This is a genomic window from Shewanella fodinae (assembly GCF_014651955.1).
In the GTDB taxonomy this organism is placed as follows: Bacteria; Pseudomonadota; Gammaproteobacteria; order Enterobacterales; family Shewanellaceae; genus Shewanella; species Shewanella fodinae.
Genome location: NZ_BMXW01000001.1, coordinates 109,943 through 126,186 on the forward strand (window position 1 = coordinate 109,943; position 16,244 = coordinate 126,186).

At 47.4% G+C, this 16,244-nt stretch carries 18 protein-coding genes; 2 read left to right on the plus strand and 16 right to left on the minus strand.

Annotated elements, in window-relative coordinates; all coding sequences use genetic code 11:
- The first annotated feature begins 42 nt into the window (after window positions 1-42).
- On the plus strand, window positions 43-336 hold the full coding sequence (locus tag IE064_RS00490) for a hypothetical protein (protein WP_189615436.1): 294 nt from the start codon (window positions 43-45) through the stop codon (window positions 334-336).
- Here IE064_RS00490 and IE064_RS00495 read toward each other — a convergent pair.
- A complete protein-coding gene (locus IE064_RS00495) occupies window positions 333-4,805 on the minus strand; it encodes a TipJ family phage tail tip protein (RefSeq protein ID WP_189615437.1) in 4,473 nt (1,490 codons plus the stop codon). The genes IE064_RS00490 and IE064_RS00495 overlap by 4 nt on opposite strands.
- A gap of 199 nt (window positions 4,806-5,004) precedes the next feature.
- Between IE064_RS00495 and bamE the strand changes: the two genes are divergently transcribed.
- The gene (gene bamE / locus IE064_RS00500) at window positions 5,005-5,301 is read left to right on the plus strand and encodes an outer membrane protein assembly factor BamE domain-containing protein (RefSeq protein ID WP_189615439.1); all 297 of its coding nucleotides are present in this window, start codon (window positions 5,005-5,007) and stop codon (window positions 5,299-5,301) included.
- Here bamE and IE064_RS00505 read toward each other — a convergent pair.
- From IE064_RS00505 to IE064_RS00575, 15 genes are all read right to left on the minus strand, one after another.
- Window positions 5,298-8,189 carry a tape measure protein gene (locus IE064_RS00505; RefSeq protein WP_189615441.1) on the minus strand — a complete coding sequence of 964 codons (2,892 nt, stop codon included), beginning with the start codon at window positions 8,187-8,189 and terminating at the stop codon, window positions 5,298-5,300. The two genes, bamE and IE064_RS00505, sit on opposite strands and share 4 nt — an antisense overlap.
- A gap of 229 nt (window positions 8,190-8,418) precedes the next feature.
- Window positions 8,419-9,003, minus strand: coding sequence for a tail assembly protein (locus tag IE064_RS00510; RefSeq protein WP_189615443.1), 585 nt, complete (start codon window positions 9,001-9,003; stop codon window positions 8,419-8,421).
- A 7-nt stretch (window positions 9,004-9,010) separates the two neighbouring features.
- Entirely contained in the window at window positions 9,011-9,790 is a 780-nt protein-coding gene (locus IE064_RS00515; protein WP_229799815.1) for a C40 family peptidase, read from the minus strand.
- Window positions 9,791-9,794: 4 nt separating this feature from the next.
- Window positions 9,795-10,493 (minus strand): phage minor tail protein L, encoded by a 699-nt coding sequence (locus IE064_RS00520; RefSeq protein WP_189615446.1) that lies wholly within the window; start codon window positions 10,491-10,493, stop codon window positions 9,795-9,797.
- Window positions 10,490-10,843, minus strand: a complete 354-nt coding sequence (locus IE064_RS00525; RefSeq protein ID WP_189615447.1) for a phage tail protein — start codon at window positions 10,841-10,843, stop codon at window positions 10,490-10,492. The genes IE064_RS00520 and IE064_RS00525 overlap by 4 nt, the downstream gene beginning before the upstream one ends.
- Window positions 10,840-11,076 carry a hypothetical protein gene (locus IE064_RS00530; protein ID WP_189615449.1) on the minus strand — a complete coding sequence of 79 codons (237 nt, stop codon included), beginning with the start codon at window positions 11,074-11,076 and terminating at the stop codon, window positions 10,840-10,842. The genes IE064_RS00525 and IE064_RS00530 overlap by 4 nt, the downstream gene beginning before the upstream one ends.
- Complete coding sequence (locus tag IE064_RS00535) at window positions 11,073-11,567, minus strand: phage-derived protein YdaY family protein (RefSeq protein WP_189615451.1); 495 nt, start codon at window positions 11,565-11,567, stop codon at window positions 11,073-11,075. Before IE064_RS00535 ends, IE064_RS00530 begins: the two co-directional genes overlap by 4 nt.
- A gap of 58 nt (window positions 11,568-11,625) precedes the next feature.
- Window positions 11,626-12,777 carry a phage tail tube protein gene (locus IE064_RS00540; protein ID WP_189615453.1) on the minus strand — a complete coding sequence of 384 codons (1,152 nt, stop codon included), beginning with the start codon at window positions 12,775-12,777 and terminating at the stop codon, window positions 11,626-11,628.
- Window positions 12,778-12,867: 90 nt separating this feature from the next.
- Window positions 12,868-13,287, minus strand: coding sequence for a phage tail terminator-like protein (locus IE064_RS00545; protein WP_189615455.1), 420 nt, complete (start codon window positions 13,285-13,287; stop codon window positions 12,868-12,870).
- Window positions 13,284-13,682, minus strand: coding sequence for a hypothetical protein (locus IE064_RS00550; RefSeq protein ID WP_189615457.1), 399 nt, complete (start codon window positions 13,680-13,682; stop codon window positions 13,284-13,286). The genes IE064_RS00545 and IE064_RS00550 overlap by 4 nt, the downstream gene beginning before the upstream one ends.
- Complete coding sequence (locus tag IE064_RS00555; protein ID WP_189615460.1) at window positions 13,675-14,064, minus strand: hypothetical protein; 390 nt, start codon at window positions 14,062-14,064, stop codon at window positions 13,675-13,677. Before IE064_RS00555 ends, IE064_RS00550 begins: the two co-directional genes overlap by 8 nt.
- Window positions 14,057-14,434, minus strand: coding sequence for a glutamate 5-kinase (locus IE064_RS00560; RefSeq protein ID WP_189615462.1), 378 nt, complete (start codon window positions 14,432-14,434; stop codon window positions 14,057-14,059). Before IE064_RS00560 ends, IE064_RS00555 begins: the two co-directional genes overlap by 8 nt.
- Window positions 14,435-14,436: 2 nt before the next feature.
- Complete coding sequence (locus tag IE064_RS00565) at window positions 14,437-14,847, minus strand: hypothetical protein (protein ID WP_189615464.1); 411 nt, start codon at window positions 14,845-14,847, stop codon at window positions 14,437-14,439.
- Entirely contained in the window at window positions 14,847-15,017 is a 171-nt protein-coding gene (locus IE064_RS00570; protein WP_189615466.1) for a hypothetical protein, read from the minus strand. Before IE064_RS00570 ends, IE064_RS00565 begins: the two co-directional genes overlap by 1 nt.
- A 69-nt stretch (window positions 15,018-15,086) precedes the next feature.
- Entirely contained in the window at window positions 15,087-16,241 is a 1,155-nt protein-coding gene (locus IE064_RS00575) for a major capsid protein (protein WP_189615468.1), read from the minus strand.
- Between the last annotated feature and the right edge of the window lie 3 nt (window positions 16,242-16,244).

Here is a 16,244-nt window from a genome sequence, read left to right on the forward strand (position 1 = left end):
TTTAAATCGTTCGTAAAATAAACTGTAAAAAGGAGCTATATCATGAAAAAATCAAAATTATTTGCAGCTTTACTTATTGGTTTTTCTTTCAGCGCAATCAGCAGTGAAAAACCTGTTACATTTATAAAGGAAATGACAATTACTGATAAAAGTCAGTGTATTGTCCAAGGTGATGAATGCCGTATCATCACGTCATTTGCTGAAGCATCAAAAAAAGGATCAGTTAATAAAACTGTCATTGTGAATGTTTGTGACACCGTTTTTAAAAAGTGCAGAAAATATAAATCAACAGGTAAAATAATTTGTGATAAATATTGGTCATTAAAGAGTAATTAAGACTCAATAGATGTTAGTCCAATACTTTGACGAGCTGCTGGATTTGATCCTGAATAAACACTTGTCCATGCCGTTACTCTTACTCTGTAGCTAAAGTTATCAGTAGATACAGAGTTATCTGTATATGTATAAGATCCATCAATCGATGATGTTGAGTAGTAATTGTATTGATTAGTATCAGGTATTTCATCCTGATAAACTACTGTTGACCCAGTGATCGTTCCAGCAGCTATTTGCGTCCATGAACCAGACCCGATCTTTCTTTCTATTGCCCACCCAAAAACAGGGGTTGGCAATGTACCTGGCGACCAACCATCTAAATGCGTACCTAGTTGAACAACTGGCCCTGCCGCACTGATGGATAGCAATACTGTTTTGCTGCGGCCATTTGTGCCGAATGGGCCGAATGAGACTGGGTAATCGCCAACAGCGTAGGCGCTAATTCCAGTATTTTGATAACCGTTCTGCAGCACTCCGCTCCTAAATGAACCGCCGGTAAACTGATCACCGTTGGTTTTTTTATAAGATGTGGCATTTGCCTCGGTGCAGTTACTGATATCACCGACATTTGGGCCAAACCACTCTACAAATTGTCCTGAACTCCCAAATCCAATGCCAAATACCTGCATTGAGGTGCCTACACGCTGTATGATGGTTTTATTCAGAAGGATGCCAATTAGTGCAGCATTCATCATTGGCATGCCATTTTCGATGACTACAGCAGGTGTAATGCTATTTTCATCAGTCCCATTAATGAAGCTGATATTGTCTGCTTTCAGTAATATTTCACTCGATTCTCCATTAGAACCAAGAGCTAAACCAGCCCAAACTTTTCTTCCACTAGTTGTTGTTTCCGCCTTTATTGTTACCAGTGCATTTACGTTGCCTTCTAGATCTGCTTGAGCTTGTGACACTTGCTGCACAGCAGCGGTGTTTTGTGCAGATGCAGATTGGGCGGCATCAGCTGTAGATTGCGCAGCGGCAGCAGCGTTTGCTGCATCAGTAGCCGCTTTATCTGTAACGGCTACCCATGCTGAGCCGTTCCAACGTTTTGGCGTATTAGCACCACCTGTGGTATCAATCCACAAGTTCTGCGCTAATCGGTCAGCAGTGGCTGGTTCAGTGGATTGAATAATCACCTTTCCCTTGCCATTTGCTATCCCAGCAGCTGCGGCTGCATCAGCTTTGGCTTGGTCTGCTGCATTTTGCGCTGTTGAAGCTGCTGCATTTGCAGCAGATGCCGAAGCTTCTACTTGCTGAATGGATTGCGCCAACGCGCCTGTTTCTGTAGTAATTGAATCGAGTGTATTTTGGACAGATGACTTGTTAGATTCGTAGTCAGTCTGTAATGTCTCCAAGTCCTGTGCTGTTGACTGCTGGTCATTACTCAGCACTGTTAACTGTTGAGTAATATCCGAATAATTACTATTAACTGTGGCTGTTAGATTTAGCCTTTGCTGTGCCTCAGCTTCGATTTCAGAAGCACGAGTCTTCTGCTCCAATTTTATTGCAGCTTTTGCTTTCCAACCAGCCAACACGTCAGCTAGTCGTCCTTCGCCGTCATCGTCATCACGATATGCGGCGATCATGGTATCGGTGCGGCGAACGTTGGCAGTGAGTTGACCATCGAGTACATCAATGGAATTTTCAATGTCAGTGACTGATGCCGTCAGCGCGGCGACCGCTTCTCCGATACTGGCATAGTCGCCAACGTAGTCCCAGTATGTGGTGTTAGTTGGTAGCGTTCCGGCGGGGATGGCGTCTTGCTTGGCTCGGTATAGTGAAACGCCTGTACCATCGTCATAAGTAACGTAATCACCACTATCATAAACGGTGGTATTTACCCACGCGCCAGCGCCTGTTATCTCTGCCAACTGCTGATTGATTGAGTCGATGTTGGCCGTGAGCGTTGGAATGCTTTGAATGGGTTGCAGTAAGTCTTGAGCAAGTTCGCTCTCGGTGATTTTACCAGTCAGGTAATCTAGAATTACCCCTGAATCTGACGATGACGAACCTTGTACATAATCAGTCCACGGACCGATGTTTCCCGTCCTATCAACAATGCGGGCTTTAAACCAAAAACTTACGCCGGCTGCCAGACCATTTAATGTGTGGTTATCCAGAGGATAGGCATATTGACCGAGCAGTGTTTCGTTGGCTCCGCTGCCGCTGGTTGCATAGTAGATTTCGGTGTAGAGGGTATCTTCTGACCCGGCCGGAAAGCTCCAGTTTAAATCGATGCCAAACACAATAGAGGAAGTGGTCAGGCTGGCGAGTGCCGGCGGGGATCCGGTTTTCCCTGTGATATCTGTAAGTGCTGATGTGGCGTATTTCGACGAAATATCAGCAGCATTTATCGCGGTAACTCTGGCCAGATATTGCCCGGTATACACCCCACGCACTTCAACACTTCTAGTGCCAGTTCGCGGTACTTTTATCCAGTCGCCATTGTCCTTGCGCCACTCCACATCATAAGCCACTGCCCCGTCTGCCGCGTCCCACTGGATTGTCATAACAGTTACAGATAGTGTCTGTTCGACTAGTGTTCTCTGACTGAGGGTGACATTGGTTGGCGGTTCTTGGATTTTTGCAGGGATTACTGATATTGGCTTAACATCGATTTTTGCACCGCTATCGATGGCTGAATGTTTCCCTGGAACGCTGATAACAGCATTAATTTCATACTGTTTTTTTTCGTCTGACCTCTTGATTGAAAGCACACGGAACTGCATCACGGCCAGATTATCAGAGTCAACTACCCAAACAGATTGAGACTGCGGAACTTCTGAGTAATTTGGAGAAACAGTGACGTGATAGCCATCAATGTCGGTGATATTGCGTGACTCTGCCTTTCCTGACGGTAAGTTTACGATCAGGCGATCGCCAACGGCTGCATCTGCGATACGGTCAAGTTGAACAACTGATGCCGTAGCAGTTTTTATGCGTCCACCATTCATTGCCCCTTGCAACATCTGATCGGCAATATTGATGATGTTAAATGGGCGTGGTATTTGCCCATCTAGGCCGACTGTGAAGTTTACTGTGCGTGTTTCAAGTTGTTCTGATTTTAGCGCCCATAGCCCTGCCCTCTGTGCCTGACCTTCTGATGTGCATCCAACAACGTCAACATCAAGCTGTGATATCCCGAGCGTTACTGCTGAGTCATCAAATACAACGGCGGTGTCATCTTCATAATTGAGATCTGGATTGCTCCACTTAGTAGTTGCAACACTGTGCCTATCTCGTAAAGCTGTCCCTTTATACTCAAAAATACCATCAATGACGTTAGCGTTGGTGTAGGTGTAAATGGGGTCTTCAGGCATGTCGGCATTAACTACCATCTGGCTGCCGTCCCAATAGCTTTTCCCGTGGAAAATGCTAGTTAACTCATTTAGTAACTGGTATGCCTGGCTTTGTGTTTGGATATAGACGTTGCAGGTGTAGCGTGGCTCTGTACCCCCTTTGCCATCATCTACCATCACGTCACAATACTGGGAGATCTGGTACAGCTTCCATTTGTTGACCATGTTGGCATTGATGCGATTGCCGAGGCCATAACGTTTATGCAGGATTAAGTCATACCAAACCCATGCCGGGTTATTGGTGTATGCCAGCTTAAATGTGCCATCCCATACGCCGTTAGTCGTTCCTGTACCGGATGTGGCATACGTACGTGTTTCTGGATCGTAGTTGGTCGGAACCTGAATAATGCGTCCACGGCATAGTGCCGCGAATTTCGGAACGCTAGAAAACTGCTCAGAGTTGTATTGAACGGCCAGTAATGCAGTGTGCGGATAACGTAACTTGGCATCGACAACTTCCGTGTACGACACCACATTCATAGTGTCGCCAGTCGTTACAGAATCGGCATTTTCAGTCAATCGTCTAACGCGAATTTGCCAGCTTGAACCCTGCTGCGGTAAATCAATGCGGTGGCTGCGCTCGTACTCAGACTCTGTCTTTCCGTCTACGGCTGTGGTAAGTACAGTGGTGTAACTGCCGCCATCGGTGGAAACATCTATGGCATAGGTAATACGGTATCCAACACGATCACCATTGTCCTTCTGAGTCAGCAAAGATGGCCACGCAAAACGTAACCGTACCGCTGATAACTGTGGATTAGTGAACTGGCGTACCCATGGTGTGCCGTAGCGTAGTTCTACGCCGACAGAAACTTCATTGTTGGTTTCCGGGAAACCTTGTATATAACTTTGGTCAACAGTTCCCGCGCGGAAATCAACGGTAACGCCTTCTATATTGGCGCTGCCATCGGCGTTATTTACAGGTGTTCCATCAAGGTAAACAGAGTTGTAGCCATTAACCAGCCCTTCTATCTCGCCTTCACTAATGGCATAAAGCAGTTTCGCGGTAGCGACAGAACGCAGCGTGTCAGGTGCTGTATATGGCGTCTGTGAACCAGATCCGCCAGATTTAGCGCCTTTTATTGGCTGCGCAGATTGCTGCATCATGGGTTAATGTCTCCCGACATTCAGGTACAAAAAAGCCCCGACAAAATGCCGAGGCCACAAACGCAAAAACCGCCACAAAGGACGGTTTTCAGGGTGATACTACTTTTCTTCCACTCTGGGAAAATTTAATCACTGTATGGTGTTAAATGCAAATATCATTGTGCTAACCTTATCCGAGTCATTGAAACAAGGAAAGATCATGAAAAAACTCGCTCTCGTTATGGTGTTGGTGCTGGCTGGGTGTGTCACCGCCGGAGTAAAAATCACTGAAAGTGATATCAACTCAATAGTTGTAGGACAGACTACAGACGCTAACTTGATAGCTAAATTTGGCAAGCCACTTGTCAAAGGAAAAGACTCTGACGGAAATACAACCCTTTCTTGGTACTATGTTAATAGTAATTTTGTTGGTCAACACTCTCAAACGTCACTAACAGTAACTTTTGGTGAAGATGGTAAAGTAAAGAGCTATATAACATCTGACATCAGCAATTAACGCTTCCTTGAGTCCAATAACCCCATTGGCCGCTGTTCCTCGATAATGATCTTGCGGACAGCGTTTCCAATCATTACGCCAAGCTGTTTGTACTGCGATGTTTGATCCCCAGTAACTTCTGTCTGTCCTGTTTCAGCATTAACTGCCACGGAAATGCTGATATTGTTGCCACCTGATGATCCAGCCTGCTTCAAAATATCAGCAGTTGTCTGCCTACTGGTAACATTGGCACCTGACACAATTTCAGGACCGTACTCGCCAACAATTCCCCATTTGTTTGATGGAATAGTACCACCGCTGTCGAATAACCCTGCAAAAGCAGAGGATGTTATTGCAGCTACAAATGGCGCAGTAGATGCCAAAGCAATACCGGCTGCTGCTGGAGCTGCTGCCGGACCTACAATAGGAATAGCCGCTGTTGAAGCATAAGCATTCAAAGCTGCCATCTGCTGCGAAGCTATGGCATTAGCAACCATTCCAGAAGCAGCGACACTTTTAGTCGTTGTACCTACAGCTAATTGTACCCCTTGGTATACTAGCCATTGAGCCGCTAAGTCAGTCAGCGCCTTCAACATTGATGAAGCAAACCCTGAGATCATGTTTTGTAAAGATCCGCTGAGTGTTTCAGCGCCTGTTGCCAAATCATAAAGGCTGCTGCTGAGTGTAGATGTGGTTTCACTCAGTACATTAGCGGTGGCGTCTTGAACATTCTGGTAAGTGTTTTTGGCAGCGTCAGCATAGTTCCTCCATGCTTCCATTGAACCAGTCATCCAGTTTTGTTCTGCTGCAGCCTTTTGCATTGCAGCATTGCGTATGGCTTCTATCTGCTGACTTTCTTGGTACTGAATGTTGGCTAGTCGTTGTTTGTAAGCGGCGTCACTAATGCGTGTAGATTCGACTTGTTGAGCCTGTTCTAACGCCAATATAGCATTAGCTGATTGCTGCCTTACCTGTAGTTCCTGCTCTTGCTGCTGCCGCCATTTATCTCCGCGGCCCATGCCAGTGATTGATAGATTCTGTTGCTCTTGGAATACTGCTAGCTTTTGCTGAATAGCTGCGTACTCTTGGGCCGCCTGTCGCTGTTCCTCAAGAGCCTTTTTGGCATCCTTACGTTTCTGAGTTTCGTCCACCAGCATTTCAGCTTCAAGTTTTTGCGCATCTGTGAGTTTTGATGACGCAATTTCAGCCTTAGCTTTTTCAGCGTTGTACTGTTTAAGTGCCTCTTTACCAAGCGTTACCTCGGCATATTCATCACGTAGAGACTGGAGCAGATTCTGAGATGTTTTATCCAGTTTTGCAGTGGTAGCATTAAGATTTACTGTTTCTGAAGATAATCCGAATAGCGGTCCTGAAACTAGGTCATCAAGCTCTTTATTAACGATTGCGCTAGTATCTTTTAATGCTGAAATAACGCTGTTAGCATTTGTTAGCTTACCTTCAGCATCTGAAACAGCTGATGCAAGTTTTATCCACCTATCAATATTTTCCTGTGGAATTCCATTTTCTTTGCCGATTTTCTGGATTACAGGTACAAGATCATCACCAGATTTTCTTGCGTCATCAATAGCTGCTTTTAACTTCGTAATGAACTCTGGTTCACCAGAGTAAAAACCCATAAATCTGCCATCGGCAGCATTCATCCCGCTGCTGATATTCCCCTGCAAATCAGCATAGGCATCTGAGACATTTTGTGCTGCAGAAGCTGCTGCATCTGACCATTTTACGATCTGCGCTTGGCGCTGATCAAAGTTGAGTTTTGAAAATTCCTCTCTGATTTTTGACAGAGGTTGCTGCATCTGATCTAGAGATTCAGTAGCAGAGTCAGTTTTCAGTGCAAAATATGCCATTGCTGATGCGGCAGCAATCAAAATACCAACTGGCCCACCCAGTAATGCCATAGCTCCAGATGCAGCTCTGGAAGCAACGGTTATTAATCCAATACCAGCAGCAGTTGTCTTACTAACTCCAGCCATAGTCGCTAAAGCAGATTGGTACCTTACAGCTTCTAATGTTGCCCCGGCAAAGGCAATACCATTAGCTATCAGAGGACCGGTAATTCTTGACGCTATGATAATGCCTACCACACCAGCAACCTTTGCTACAACATCTAGGTTATCTGATAGTGCGTTTATACCTTCAACAAATGTCGCAGTAACACCATACGCCTTATTTTGCTGTCCTATGTATTCTGACAGTGTGGTGTTCATGTTATTGAAGGCATCACGAACCGTGGTCGGCATCCCACGCACTTGATCCATGATGGTGGAGTAGTTTTCAGCAAGTGCCTTTGCCAATTGGCCGCCAGTTATCTTTCCTTCTGCCCCGAGCTTACGGATTTCCTCGGCACTTTTACCAGTGCTGATCACCAATGCATCGACAATACTGTCGGCAGTGCTGTAGATTGTCAGCCACGCATCCGCATCAACTTTGCCTTTCTGCATAGACTTAGCCAGCGCTTGGATAGCTGCGGCCCCGCGTTCTGCATTAGCACCGTTAACCACGAGCAATCCTGAGAATGCATCTACAGCATCAATTGACTGCGACAGGGTTAACCCCATGTCACGCAGCACTGGAGACAGGTTTATGAATGATTCTTTGGTTTCGTCAATACGCCGGAATGTTTCTTTTGCTGACTGCTGTAGGCGCTCGTTAACGTAGGTGTATTCCTCTGTGCTTTTGGTCGCACGTTGAATGCGGTTATCGTACTGACCCCATTGGTCCGCCATGTCGATAATGTTCATGGCGCTAATGCCAGCGAATGCACCAATCAATGTCCGGCGAATGGTGGCCGCTGCTGCCGCTGCTGCGCTATCAGTTTCCTTAAGCGATTTGTTAATGCTATCAATACCGGAAGCGCATTTTCTTGCGCGACTGCCGGCATCACCCATCGCGGCACCTGCTTTCTTGGAACTATCGCTGACATTTTGGTTATTGTTGGTGAGGCGTACCCCGGCAGCGGTGAGAAGATCTAGCGCCTTGTTTAAGTCTTCTGCTTTCTGCTCAGCAGTGCGGCTATCGATAGTGATCGACAGTCTTGATTCATAGGCCATTAATGTGGTTCCTCACGGAATGTGGCACAAAAAAACCGCCTTATGGCGGTTACGATATTGATGATAATTAGGCTTTGTCTTCGGTGTATATGCCGCCAGAGAGCAGCGCTCCTCCTGCCATAAATTCACCATACATAAGTGGAGTTGGATGACCCATGGATGTGGTGGTTACTGGTCCGCCGAAACCGGTGCTAGGGTTATTTCCATCCTGTTCCCCAACTCCTGCTGATTCAGGCATTGGTGAGAGCATTTGAACTATTCCACCAAGCCCAATTCCGGCACCAGCAGCAATTAGTCCTAATCCCCAAGCTGAAGTTGTTCCAAACGCAAAAAAACCAATGCCAACCAATGCGACACCTAGAATCGTCTGAAATAGCCCGCCTTGTTTACTTCCTTTGATGATGGGAGCAATGCGGATCGCCTCATGCTCAGTGCCACGGAATATCAGTTCTTCCTCTGACAAGTTTCGTTTCCCGCTGAATACAGAAAAAACTAATCCTCGCTGTTCTGCTTCACGCATAAACTTTTCAAAACCAGGCACCATGTGACAAAGCGCCAGCACAGCATCCGCCGGTGACTTGCAGTCTAGCTTCCATTCTCGCCCAAATGTTGATCCCAACACGCCATAAAGGCGCACAGTACGCAGTGCCATAGTGACCTCACATCATTGATTCGTGGCGCAGGATTAATTCGGTACGTGTAGCCCAACTGTGGCCGTAAATCTCACGGTTGGCTAGACGTCCATACAGGTGGTGATAGAAGAACGGACCAGTTCCATATAACGCTGCTCCTGACTCGCTTTTCAGTAACGGATTATCGCCAAGGAACACCCCGGCATGATTTGGGTGGTAACACGGCATACCGGGTGTTTTGATGCGCATAATGAGAATGTCACCTCGGCGCGGTGTATCTACGCGGGTAAATCCCTCTTTCTCAAAATTGTCGAGATATAGGCTTGGCCCGTCTTTATTTTCCCACCAGCGATCATTCCTGTCGTAGTGCCCGAGTAAAATGCCAAACTCGCGCGCGTAAAAATCAGAAATTGCTTGATAGCAATCAAGTACACCGTGGACGAATTGGCGGCCAAGCAGTGGCGCTGTATACCCCGTTGGCTCGAGCCATTCAAATTCATTATCACGGCCAACAATCAGCCATGGTAATTCGTGTTTTTCGCACTCGATACGGTCAACAATGGATGGCTTTGGCAATGCATCAGGATGGCTGTGGACAATCGCCAATAGCTTTCCTGCATCTTCTGCTGCGCATTGATCATCGGTATCAAGCTGGAAATTATTCAGCGGATCGTCAGCGACATTGCGGCAGCAGTGATACTGCACTTTTCGACCGACCTTGACTAACAGTCCGCAGCATTCTTGTGGAGCCACTTCGGCGGCGTGTGCAAATATTTCAGTCATTACCGCATTAGGTACTTTAATCATGGTATTACCTCAATAGTCCGGCGCTTGGGAACCCACCAAACGGTAATTCTGCATCTTGACCGAACCTTGCCTTGCACCCTGAATCGATAAGCCCAGAGCATTTGTCTAACGCTGGATCAGCAGTTGGATTACCGTCTTTATCCACATAACCTCCGGTGTATCCGCAAGAGTCGCCGCGATACTCGCCACGCACACACCAGGTACAGCGGTTAGTAATTTGCCGTGTGGGGATCAGCATGTCGGCATAGCTGGCAGGTGATGCCATTTCGAATTGCACTTGCTGAACGTTTTCACTGGTCTTTTGTTCGATATACCACTCACTAGTGGCCTCACTATCTGATGCTGTTGGATTCCCCTCTGGGAAATTTGCTGCATCAAGGTAATGAGCGAAGGTTTCGTGGACGGTGAGTTTTGACCCAACAAAGTCATTGAAGTACAGGCACAGTGCTGAAACTGCTCCGCGCTGTCCATCAATCATATTGCCGATGGTGAGTGTTGGTGCCACGGTCTTTCCGCCGTTCATTTCCATGCCTGAAACATCGACATTAACCGGCGAATAGGTTTCACCTTGCCAGATAATTTCGCCTTGCTGCATATGGCCGTGGAATCGCTGAATACCGCCGCTGTAGTTGCTTAAGTCCAACTCAAACAGGCGGATAAGGTTTCCTGGCTCTAGTTTTTGAACATCAGATTCCATGCTCATGGCTGAAATGTCTCCTGCATCGTCCAACTGACAGTTGTCTTGCCGTTCTGAGAGTCATTAGTTGGCGAGTAACTTTCTACCCGGTACAGGCCTGTTTTCCCATCCGGCGCCGTCCAGTAGAAAGACTCATAGCCTTTTCTGGCATCTAAGAAATCGATAATCGGCTTTATGTTAGGCTCTCGTAGACCGTCAACAAAGCCAGTAACTGACACGTTATAGCTGGATGAACGGCTGTTAATGCCTAAGCCAAAGGCTTGGGTGTAACCATCGCCAAACTCATTCTTGAGGATCTTGTGGGTTACCTCGCCATTGGCCCCCACGTTCACCGGCCAATTAAACGTTTCCGTCATTTTTTTATTGACTCCATATACTCGCCATCCATGGCAAAAATGATGCTATCCAGCGCTGGCCGTGCCATTACTTCACCGATAACCTCCACAACTCCGGATATTTCAGGCATGGATATTCGGCAAGGCACAACGGCTGTAGCTGAAACCACAATCCGCCGCCCCGCTTCAAGCTGCCAGAACAGGCCAATGATGTAATCAGTGAGTGGATCGCTTTCTGGCTCGTCAGGTATCACGCTTCCAAGTTTTCTGTAGATGATGGCTTTCTTTTCCGACCTGCCGCGCCACTCACGCTCCCAATTGAAGCGTTCAATGACTTTTTTTTCGCATCAGCAATCTCTTTTGCTTTGTCGATGGCGACTTTTGTTGCCTGTTCAAGCACCCACGCGAAGAAAGCAGCATTGCCTTTAAGCAGCTTTTCGGCCTTTTGCGGGCTAAATTCGGTTTTGTTTCCGTCTTCATCTGTCACCCCATCCCAATCCAGCACAATGTAACGGCTCATTAGCTGGCACTGGATATCAAACTCAGTGGCATCAGCATCGGAAACGGAAATATTGTGCAGCGATTGTCTGGCGTCAGACTGGGAAATAAGGCGGCGTGCGCGGTCGGCAGCAATCTGGTATTTCTGATCATCAACACCCGCAATTTTAATGCGCGTGGTTTTGTCGTAATCAACCCAGCGGATTCCTGAGGCGATCAGATCATGGTTAGCAAGCGATAAACCCATAATTGGCTATCTCCAATAAAAAAGCCCGGCTATTAACCGGGCAAGCTTGGGGGAGTTATTAAGATACGGTGATTTCTACGCTGTCAGTGATAGTGCTTAATACTGAGCTGGTAGCAGTGATATTGGCGGTGCCAGCAGATACACCGGTAACTAGCCCGGTTGGACTCACTGTGGCCACGGCTTCATTGTCAGAAGCCCAAGTCACCGCGGTGTTGCCGTTAGATGGGGTAGCCGTTACTGACAACTGCAAAGTGCCAGATGCTGCAACGGTTGAACCGCCGCTAATGGTTAACGCAGTCGGTGCCGGAATACGGGTGATCACCGGGCTTTGCTTGGCGATGGTAAGATTTAAGTCAATTTGCAGAATGTCAGTACGGCCTCCGCTTGGCAGATCGCCGTCAACTTCGCACTTCGGCAAGCTGATGTTGTAGCTATTTCCCAAGCTGTCAACGATTGGGAAATCAATAGCGATAGTTGCGCGGGTAAACTGGTTTTTCCATATTTCCCACGCTTTGGCTGAGAATGCCAGAGTAGCAGAGCCAGTGAAGTTAGCCGCTGTTTCAATCAGTGCTCCAGGGCCCAACTTACCAGAACCTAGACAGCGCTGAGTTTGCAAATTGTTATCAAGAGACAGACTCATTGCTGAAACGCAGGCAACTCCTTCCAGACTTTGCCCATCAACCTTTACAGTTCCAAGGCTCAGAGAACTCATAACTGGAGTATCGGTTGCTGCATCAGCAGACGCCACAATCACGGTATTTGCATCCTCATAATCGAGGCATGACATGGTGAATGTGGTAGTCACCTTACCTTCTTCCGGGATATCCAGCGCCCAAGTTGATACATGGGCACCTTTGAACATGGCATACACGCCAACGTCCTTGTACCCCTTGGCTATCGAGTGAGTAATCCGTGTTTCACCTATGGTTAACTGGTCGTTATTCCACTCGTTGTAGAACGCAGCAGCCAATAAGCTGTCAAATGTTGAGAATGAAAACTCACCAGCCAGACCCCCGCCAATATCAACGCTATCAGCAGAACTACCCTGACCTAAACGAGTGTCAGTGATTTCTTCTGATTCGCTGGTGTTAACGGTTGGTGTTAGCGCGTTGCTCCTCAGTCGCATGACTTGCCAAGTCGGTAACGCTGGCAGCACACCGGGGCTTTGCTCACGCGCAATGTGAGAAATGACTTTAGCTCCACTAGACATGGATTTATCTCCTTTGAGAGTAAACGCCTCTCGGCGTGGCAATAAAAAAGGCCAGCACATGGCTGACCTTGTTGTGAATTAATTTGATTGTTAATCGGCTACAAACCTGATTGATACGTTGATTTGATAGAAACCTGAGCCAGCGGTATCACCGGCGGAGGCATCGCTGCCGATATCTATCTGGCTGGCTTCCCAACATTCAAGCTTACCGCTTGACCAATATTGAAAATGATCGACTAGGCTGTCCGTTAGCTGATTCAGCCCTTTTGTCCCTGATTGCAGATAGGCGAAGCACTGCACCACGATATTACCTGGGCGGCGCGTACAGGGTTTGTCACCTACCCCAGTAAAAAATGATGTTCCATGCTGAATGCTAAGTCGGCACCAAAGGCCAGTTTCAGGCGGCGTAAATCGTTGTGGCTGGTTTGGATAGTCAATGCGTGATTGATCAATGCCAGTAAACGACACCATGCGTCCAACAATGGCTTGGCGGATTTCTTCGAATGTCATTGCTTGCCACCATATTTTGCTGCGAGAGTTGCCATTGCTGGGCCATAAATTCCTTGCGGTGCTTGCTGTGAGTGCCCCACTTCCAAAGACTCTCCGTATGGCAGGTTGTTCTGAATAACGATCTCTTTGTAAACCAGTTTGGCACCATCAATCACGCTTGTTCCTCGGCTAATGGTTTCCTGCCCGGACTTATCAACATCATCCAGCGAGTAACTGATATCAATGCTGTTAATCGTTACCCGATGGTTGCCACGGTAAGCGCCTTTATCAACCGGGGAACCAATTACCACCATCGATAGCGCATCCGTGGCTATTCGGCGCTGGAATCCATTAATATACCCTTCCACCTCTGACATAAATCCAGAAGGAGGATTAGACCAACCGCCTTTAGGCATCTACGCCACCCGCGCGATCGCTATCGTGAAACGCTTCAAACAAATCAAGCGCAATACGCTGTATTGAATAAGCCTCGAATTCAATGCTTGGGGAATCCTCGTACATTTTATTCTTCAACTTCTGCCAAATATGAACGGCTTCATGCAGTAACAAACCATGAATTTGCACTATTGTTTTATTAGCGACATCTGGCAGTTGCACAATGCACAATGCTTTATTGCTTTCATTTTCAAAGTACGTCACACAAGCATCTGCTTGTACATCCAAAAACTTTTCTTGATTGTTTCCAGTTATCTGGTTCAACTGCTTTTGGTTACGTGCCAACGCATAAAGCACATGATCAAATGGTGTTTGGTAAATATGAGGACGGTACTTAGCCATTAACTTTCCTTAACTGAATAGACCAGGATGCGCCAGCAGGATCCTTTCCTACGCTGATAACCTTCAGCCCATTGATTATGTCATCGATAGCAGGCGTGAAAGCTACGCCATCAGCATCAACTACTTCATTCTGCAAAGCAGTTAGTTTGGTATCTGTCAGCAGGATGTTGATGCCATCGGCAATATCTGTTGAGTAGCTGCCAAACACGCCTCGGCCTGAAAATTTGATAATTTCTTTGGTAGGTGTTTCCGTTACCGGATCATAGCCAGTAACCACTGTTCTTGCCCCAGTAAACGCCGTTACAGCATCGGCCAAATCGTCATCAAAGGCTTCTGCAATATCGGCTTGCAGGTCGTCGCGTAAACCCATAGTTAACTCCTAGATACCTTCATCTGATTAGGATTTGGCAACCAAGGCGCTAGCATCGCATATGCTAGTGACTCACCAGCAGAGTATGTTTTGGTACTTTGTGAGTAGGTTTTAGCACTCGATACAGTATCAGCTTTAACCGTCTTGCTAAGAACGCCAGTTTCACGCGCACCGAATATCTTGCCGCTTGCAGCATCTTTAGCGATTTCGGCACCAGCTTGAATCCATTCGTCTGGATAAGATGCTTCATCTGGGTAGGTTTGATAATCTGGATAGCCAGTATCCATTGGCAATCCGAGATTGGTTAGCCAGACATTGGCGATCATCACTGCGCGAGTTTTAGCAGCATCGCCAGTCGCCCAAGTGGATCCTAGATGCGTGTCAACATCTGCAACAGTGATGTAAGTGATCATTATTCAGCGTCCTGAGCAGCTTTAGCTTTGCGAGCGCGAGTAGGCTTTTCCGCTTCTGCCTGCTCAAACAACTCATGCTTATCAGAGTCAAAGTCAGCTTTGTTTATGACGACAAACTCACCTTGACTTTCGTGAGCAGCTTTGATTTTTACGGTTTCTACTTTTGGCATAACGGTAATCTCTCTGTAAAAAAATGCCGGGAATAACCCCGGCGTTTTCAGTTAAACATCAGCACTTGATTAACCAAGCAACAGAGCACAGTGCTCAGGCTTGATCATCTGGCAACCCCATGCCATGGACACTTCGTACTGCACTTGGCGGTACTGGTTGTACATACGCACTTCGAAGCTCAATCCGCTCACTGGGTCAGTCAACATGAAGCTGTCAGCAGCTGAGTCACCTTGATCTGGCAGTGCTGGAGCACGAGTTGCCAGTGCGATTGCAGAACGGGCAAAGCCCATGCTGCGAGGTGACGCAGATACAACAGTGATGTTGGCAGCCGCAGTGCCGATTGCCTCACGCAAGCCTGGAGCTGCTAGAGTGATGGTGCCGCCATTTGATACGTCAGCATCGCCAGAGGCAACAACGTACATGTTGCTGTCGCCAGCAAAAGTGATGATATCTCCAGACAGGATGGCACCGGTACCAGCAGACGCCAAGGTGATCACGGTAGCTCCCTTGGCATAACCAGCAGCGTTAGTGGTAGCTCCAGCAGCAGATCCAGCTGCAGGCATCAGAATTTGGCCTGACTCGCGGATGCTCATGCCGTGAGGAGTTGCCAGCACACCAACTTCACCAACAGGCACTTTTGACCAGTCCTTGTCGGTGCTGATGCCGTACAAAGTACGCAAGTTAGCGCCTGCATCGGTATCTAATACCAACTGCAGGTCACCAGTAGGCGATCCGTTATCTACAAGGATCTTGCGAACCTGAGACACTTCTTTGGTATTGGTAGCAAAAGGAGTTGTTCCGACAGTACCGTAAGCGCGAGACGCTTTCAGGTGCAGCGCGGCCAAGTCAGCTTCAATTTCGTTGGTCAATGTGCGCATTGCCTGTGCCATTTGATCGCGGAAAATCACGTTGAATTGAGCGCCGTTGTTGTCAACGCCTTTCTTCTCTTCACCGTTCCAGCGGATAGGAACGCGGCGAGACTTGGAGATCACCATATCGATAGAGCCGATAACTTGGTCACCATCGTTAGGCGCAGTTACCGCTGGTGCAATATCAGTTGCAGTTGCAGCAGGTGCAACAGGTGATTTAACGGTTTGGCCTACAGCAGCACGCTCATAGGTCATGTCTTGAGTTACAGCAGGAATAAAACCTACCAGCTCGCGTGATACAACGTTCAATGCGTTGTACATAGTCGGGATCAGCCCGGTTAAAGTGTTAGCCATGAT

Bases quoted from the DNA above. Each gene is read 5' to 3' on its own strand.
- IE064_RS00490 (WP_189615436.1), top strand. From the start codon at position 43: ATGAAAAAATCAAAATTATTTGCAGCTTTACTTATTGGTTTTTCTTTC.
- IE064_RS00495 (WP_189615437.1), bottom strand. From the start codon at position 4,805: ATGATGCAGCAATCTGCGCAGCCAATAAAAGGCGCTAAATCTGGCGGA.
- bamE (WP_189615439.1), top strand. From the start codon at position 5,005: ATGAAAAAACTCGCTCTCGTTATGGTGTTGGTGCTGGCTGGGTGTGTC.
- IE064_RS00505 (WP_189615441.1), bottom strand. From the start codon at position 8,189: ATGGGTGATGCCGGCAGTCGCGCAAGAAAATGCGCTTCCGGTATTGAT.
- IE064_RS00510 (WP_189615443.1), bottom strand. From the start codon at position 9,003: ATGGCACTGCGTACTGTGCGCCTTTATGGCGTGTTGGGATCAACATTT.
- IE064_RS00515 (WP_229799815.1), bottom strand. From the start codon at position 9,790: ATGATTAAAGTACCTAATGCGGTAATGACTGAAATATTTGCACACGCC.
- IE064_RS00520 (WP_189615446.1), bottom strand. From the start codon at position 10,493: ATGAGCATGGAATCTGATGTTCAAAAACTAGAGCCAGGAAACCTTATC.
- IE064_RS00525 (WP_189615447.1), bottom strand. From the start codon at position 10,843: ATGACGGAAACGTTTAATTGGCCGGTGAACGTGGGGGCCAATGGCGAG.
- IE064_RS00535 (WP_189615451.1), bottom strand. From the start codon at position 11,567: ATGGGTTTATCGCTTGCTAACCATGATCTGATCGCCTCAGGAATCCGC.
- IE064_RS00540 (WP_189615453.1), bottom strand. From the start codon at position 12,777: ATGTCTAGTGGAGCTAAAGTCATTTCTCACATTGCGCGTGAGCAAAGC.
- IE064_RS00545 (WP_189615455.1), bottom strand. From the start codon at position 13,287: ATGACATTCGAAGAAATCCGCCAAGCCATTGTTGGACGCATGGTGTCG.
- IE064_RS00550 (WP_189615457.1), bottom strand. From the start codon at position 13,682: ATGCCTAAAGGCGGTTGGTCTAATCCTCCTTCTGGATTTATGTCAGAG.
- IE064_RS00555 (WP_189615460.1), bottom strand. From the start codon at position 14,064: ATGGCTAAGTACCGTCCTCATATTTACCAAACACCATTTGATCATGTG.
- IE064_RS00560 (WP_189615462.1), bottom strand. From the start codon at position 14,434: ATGGGTTTACGCGACGACCTGCAAGCCGATATTGCAGAAGCCTTTGAT.
- IE064_RS00565 (WP_189615464.1), bottom strand. From the start codon at position 14,847: ATGATCACTTACATCACTGTTGCAGATGTTGACACGCATCTAGGATCC.
- IE064_RS00570 (WP_189615466.1), bottom strand. From the start codon at position 15,017: ATGCCAAAAGTAGAAACCGTAAAAATCAAAGCTGCTCACGAAAGTCAA.
- IE064_RS00575 (WP_189615468.1), bottom strand. From the start codon at position 16,241: ATGGCTAACACTTTAACCGGGCTGATCCCGACTATGTACAACGCATTG.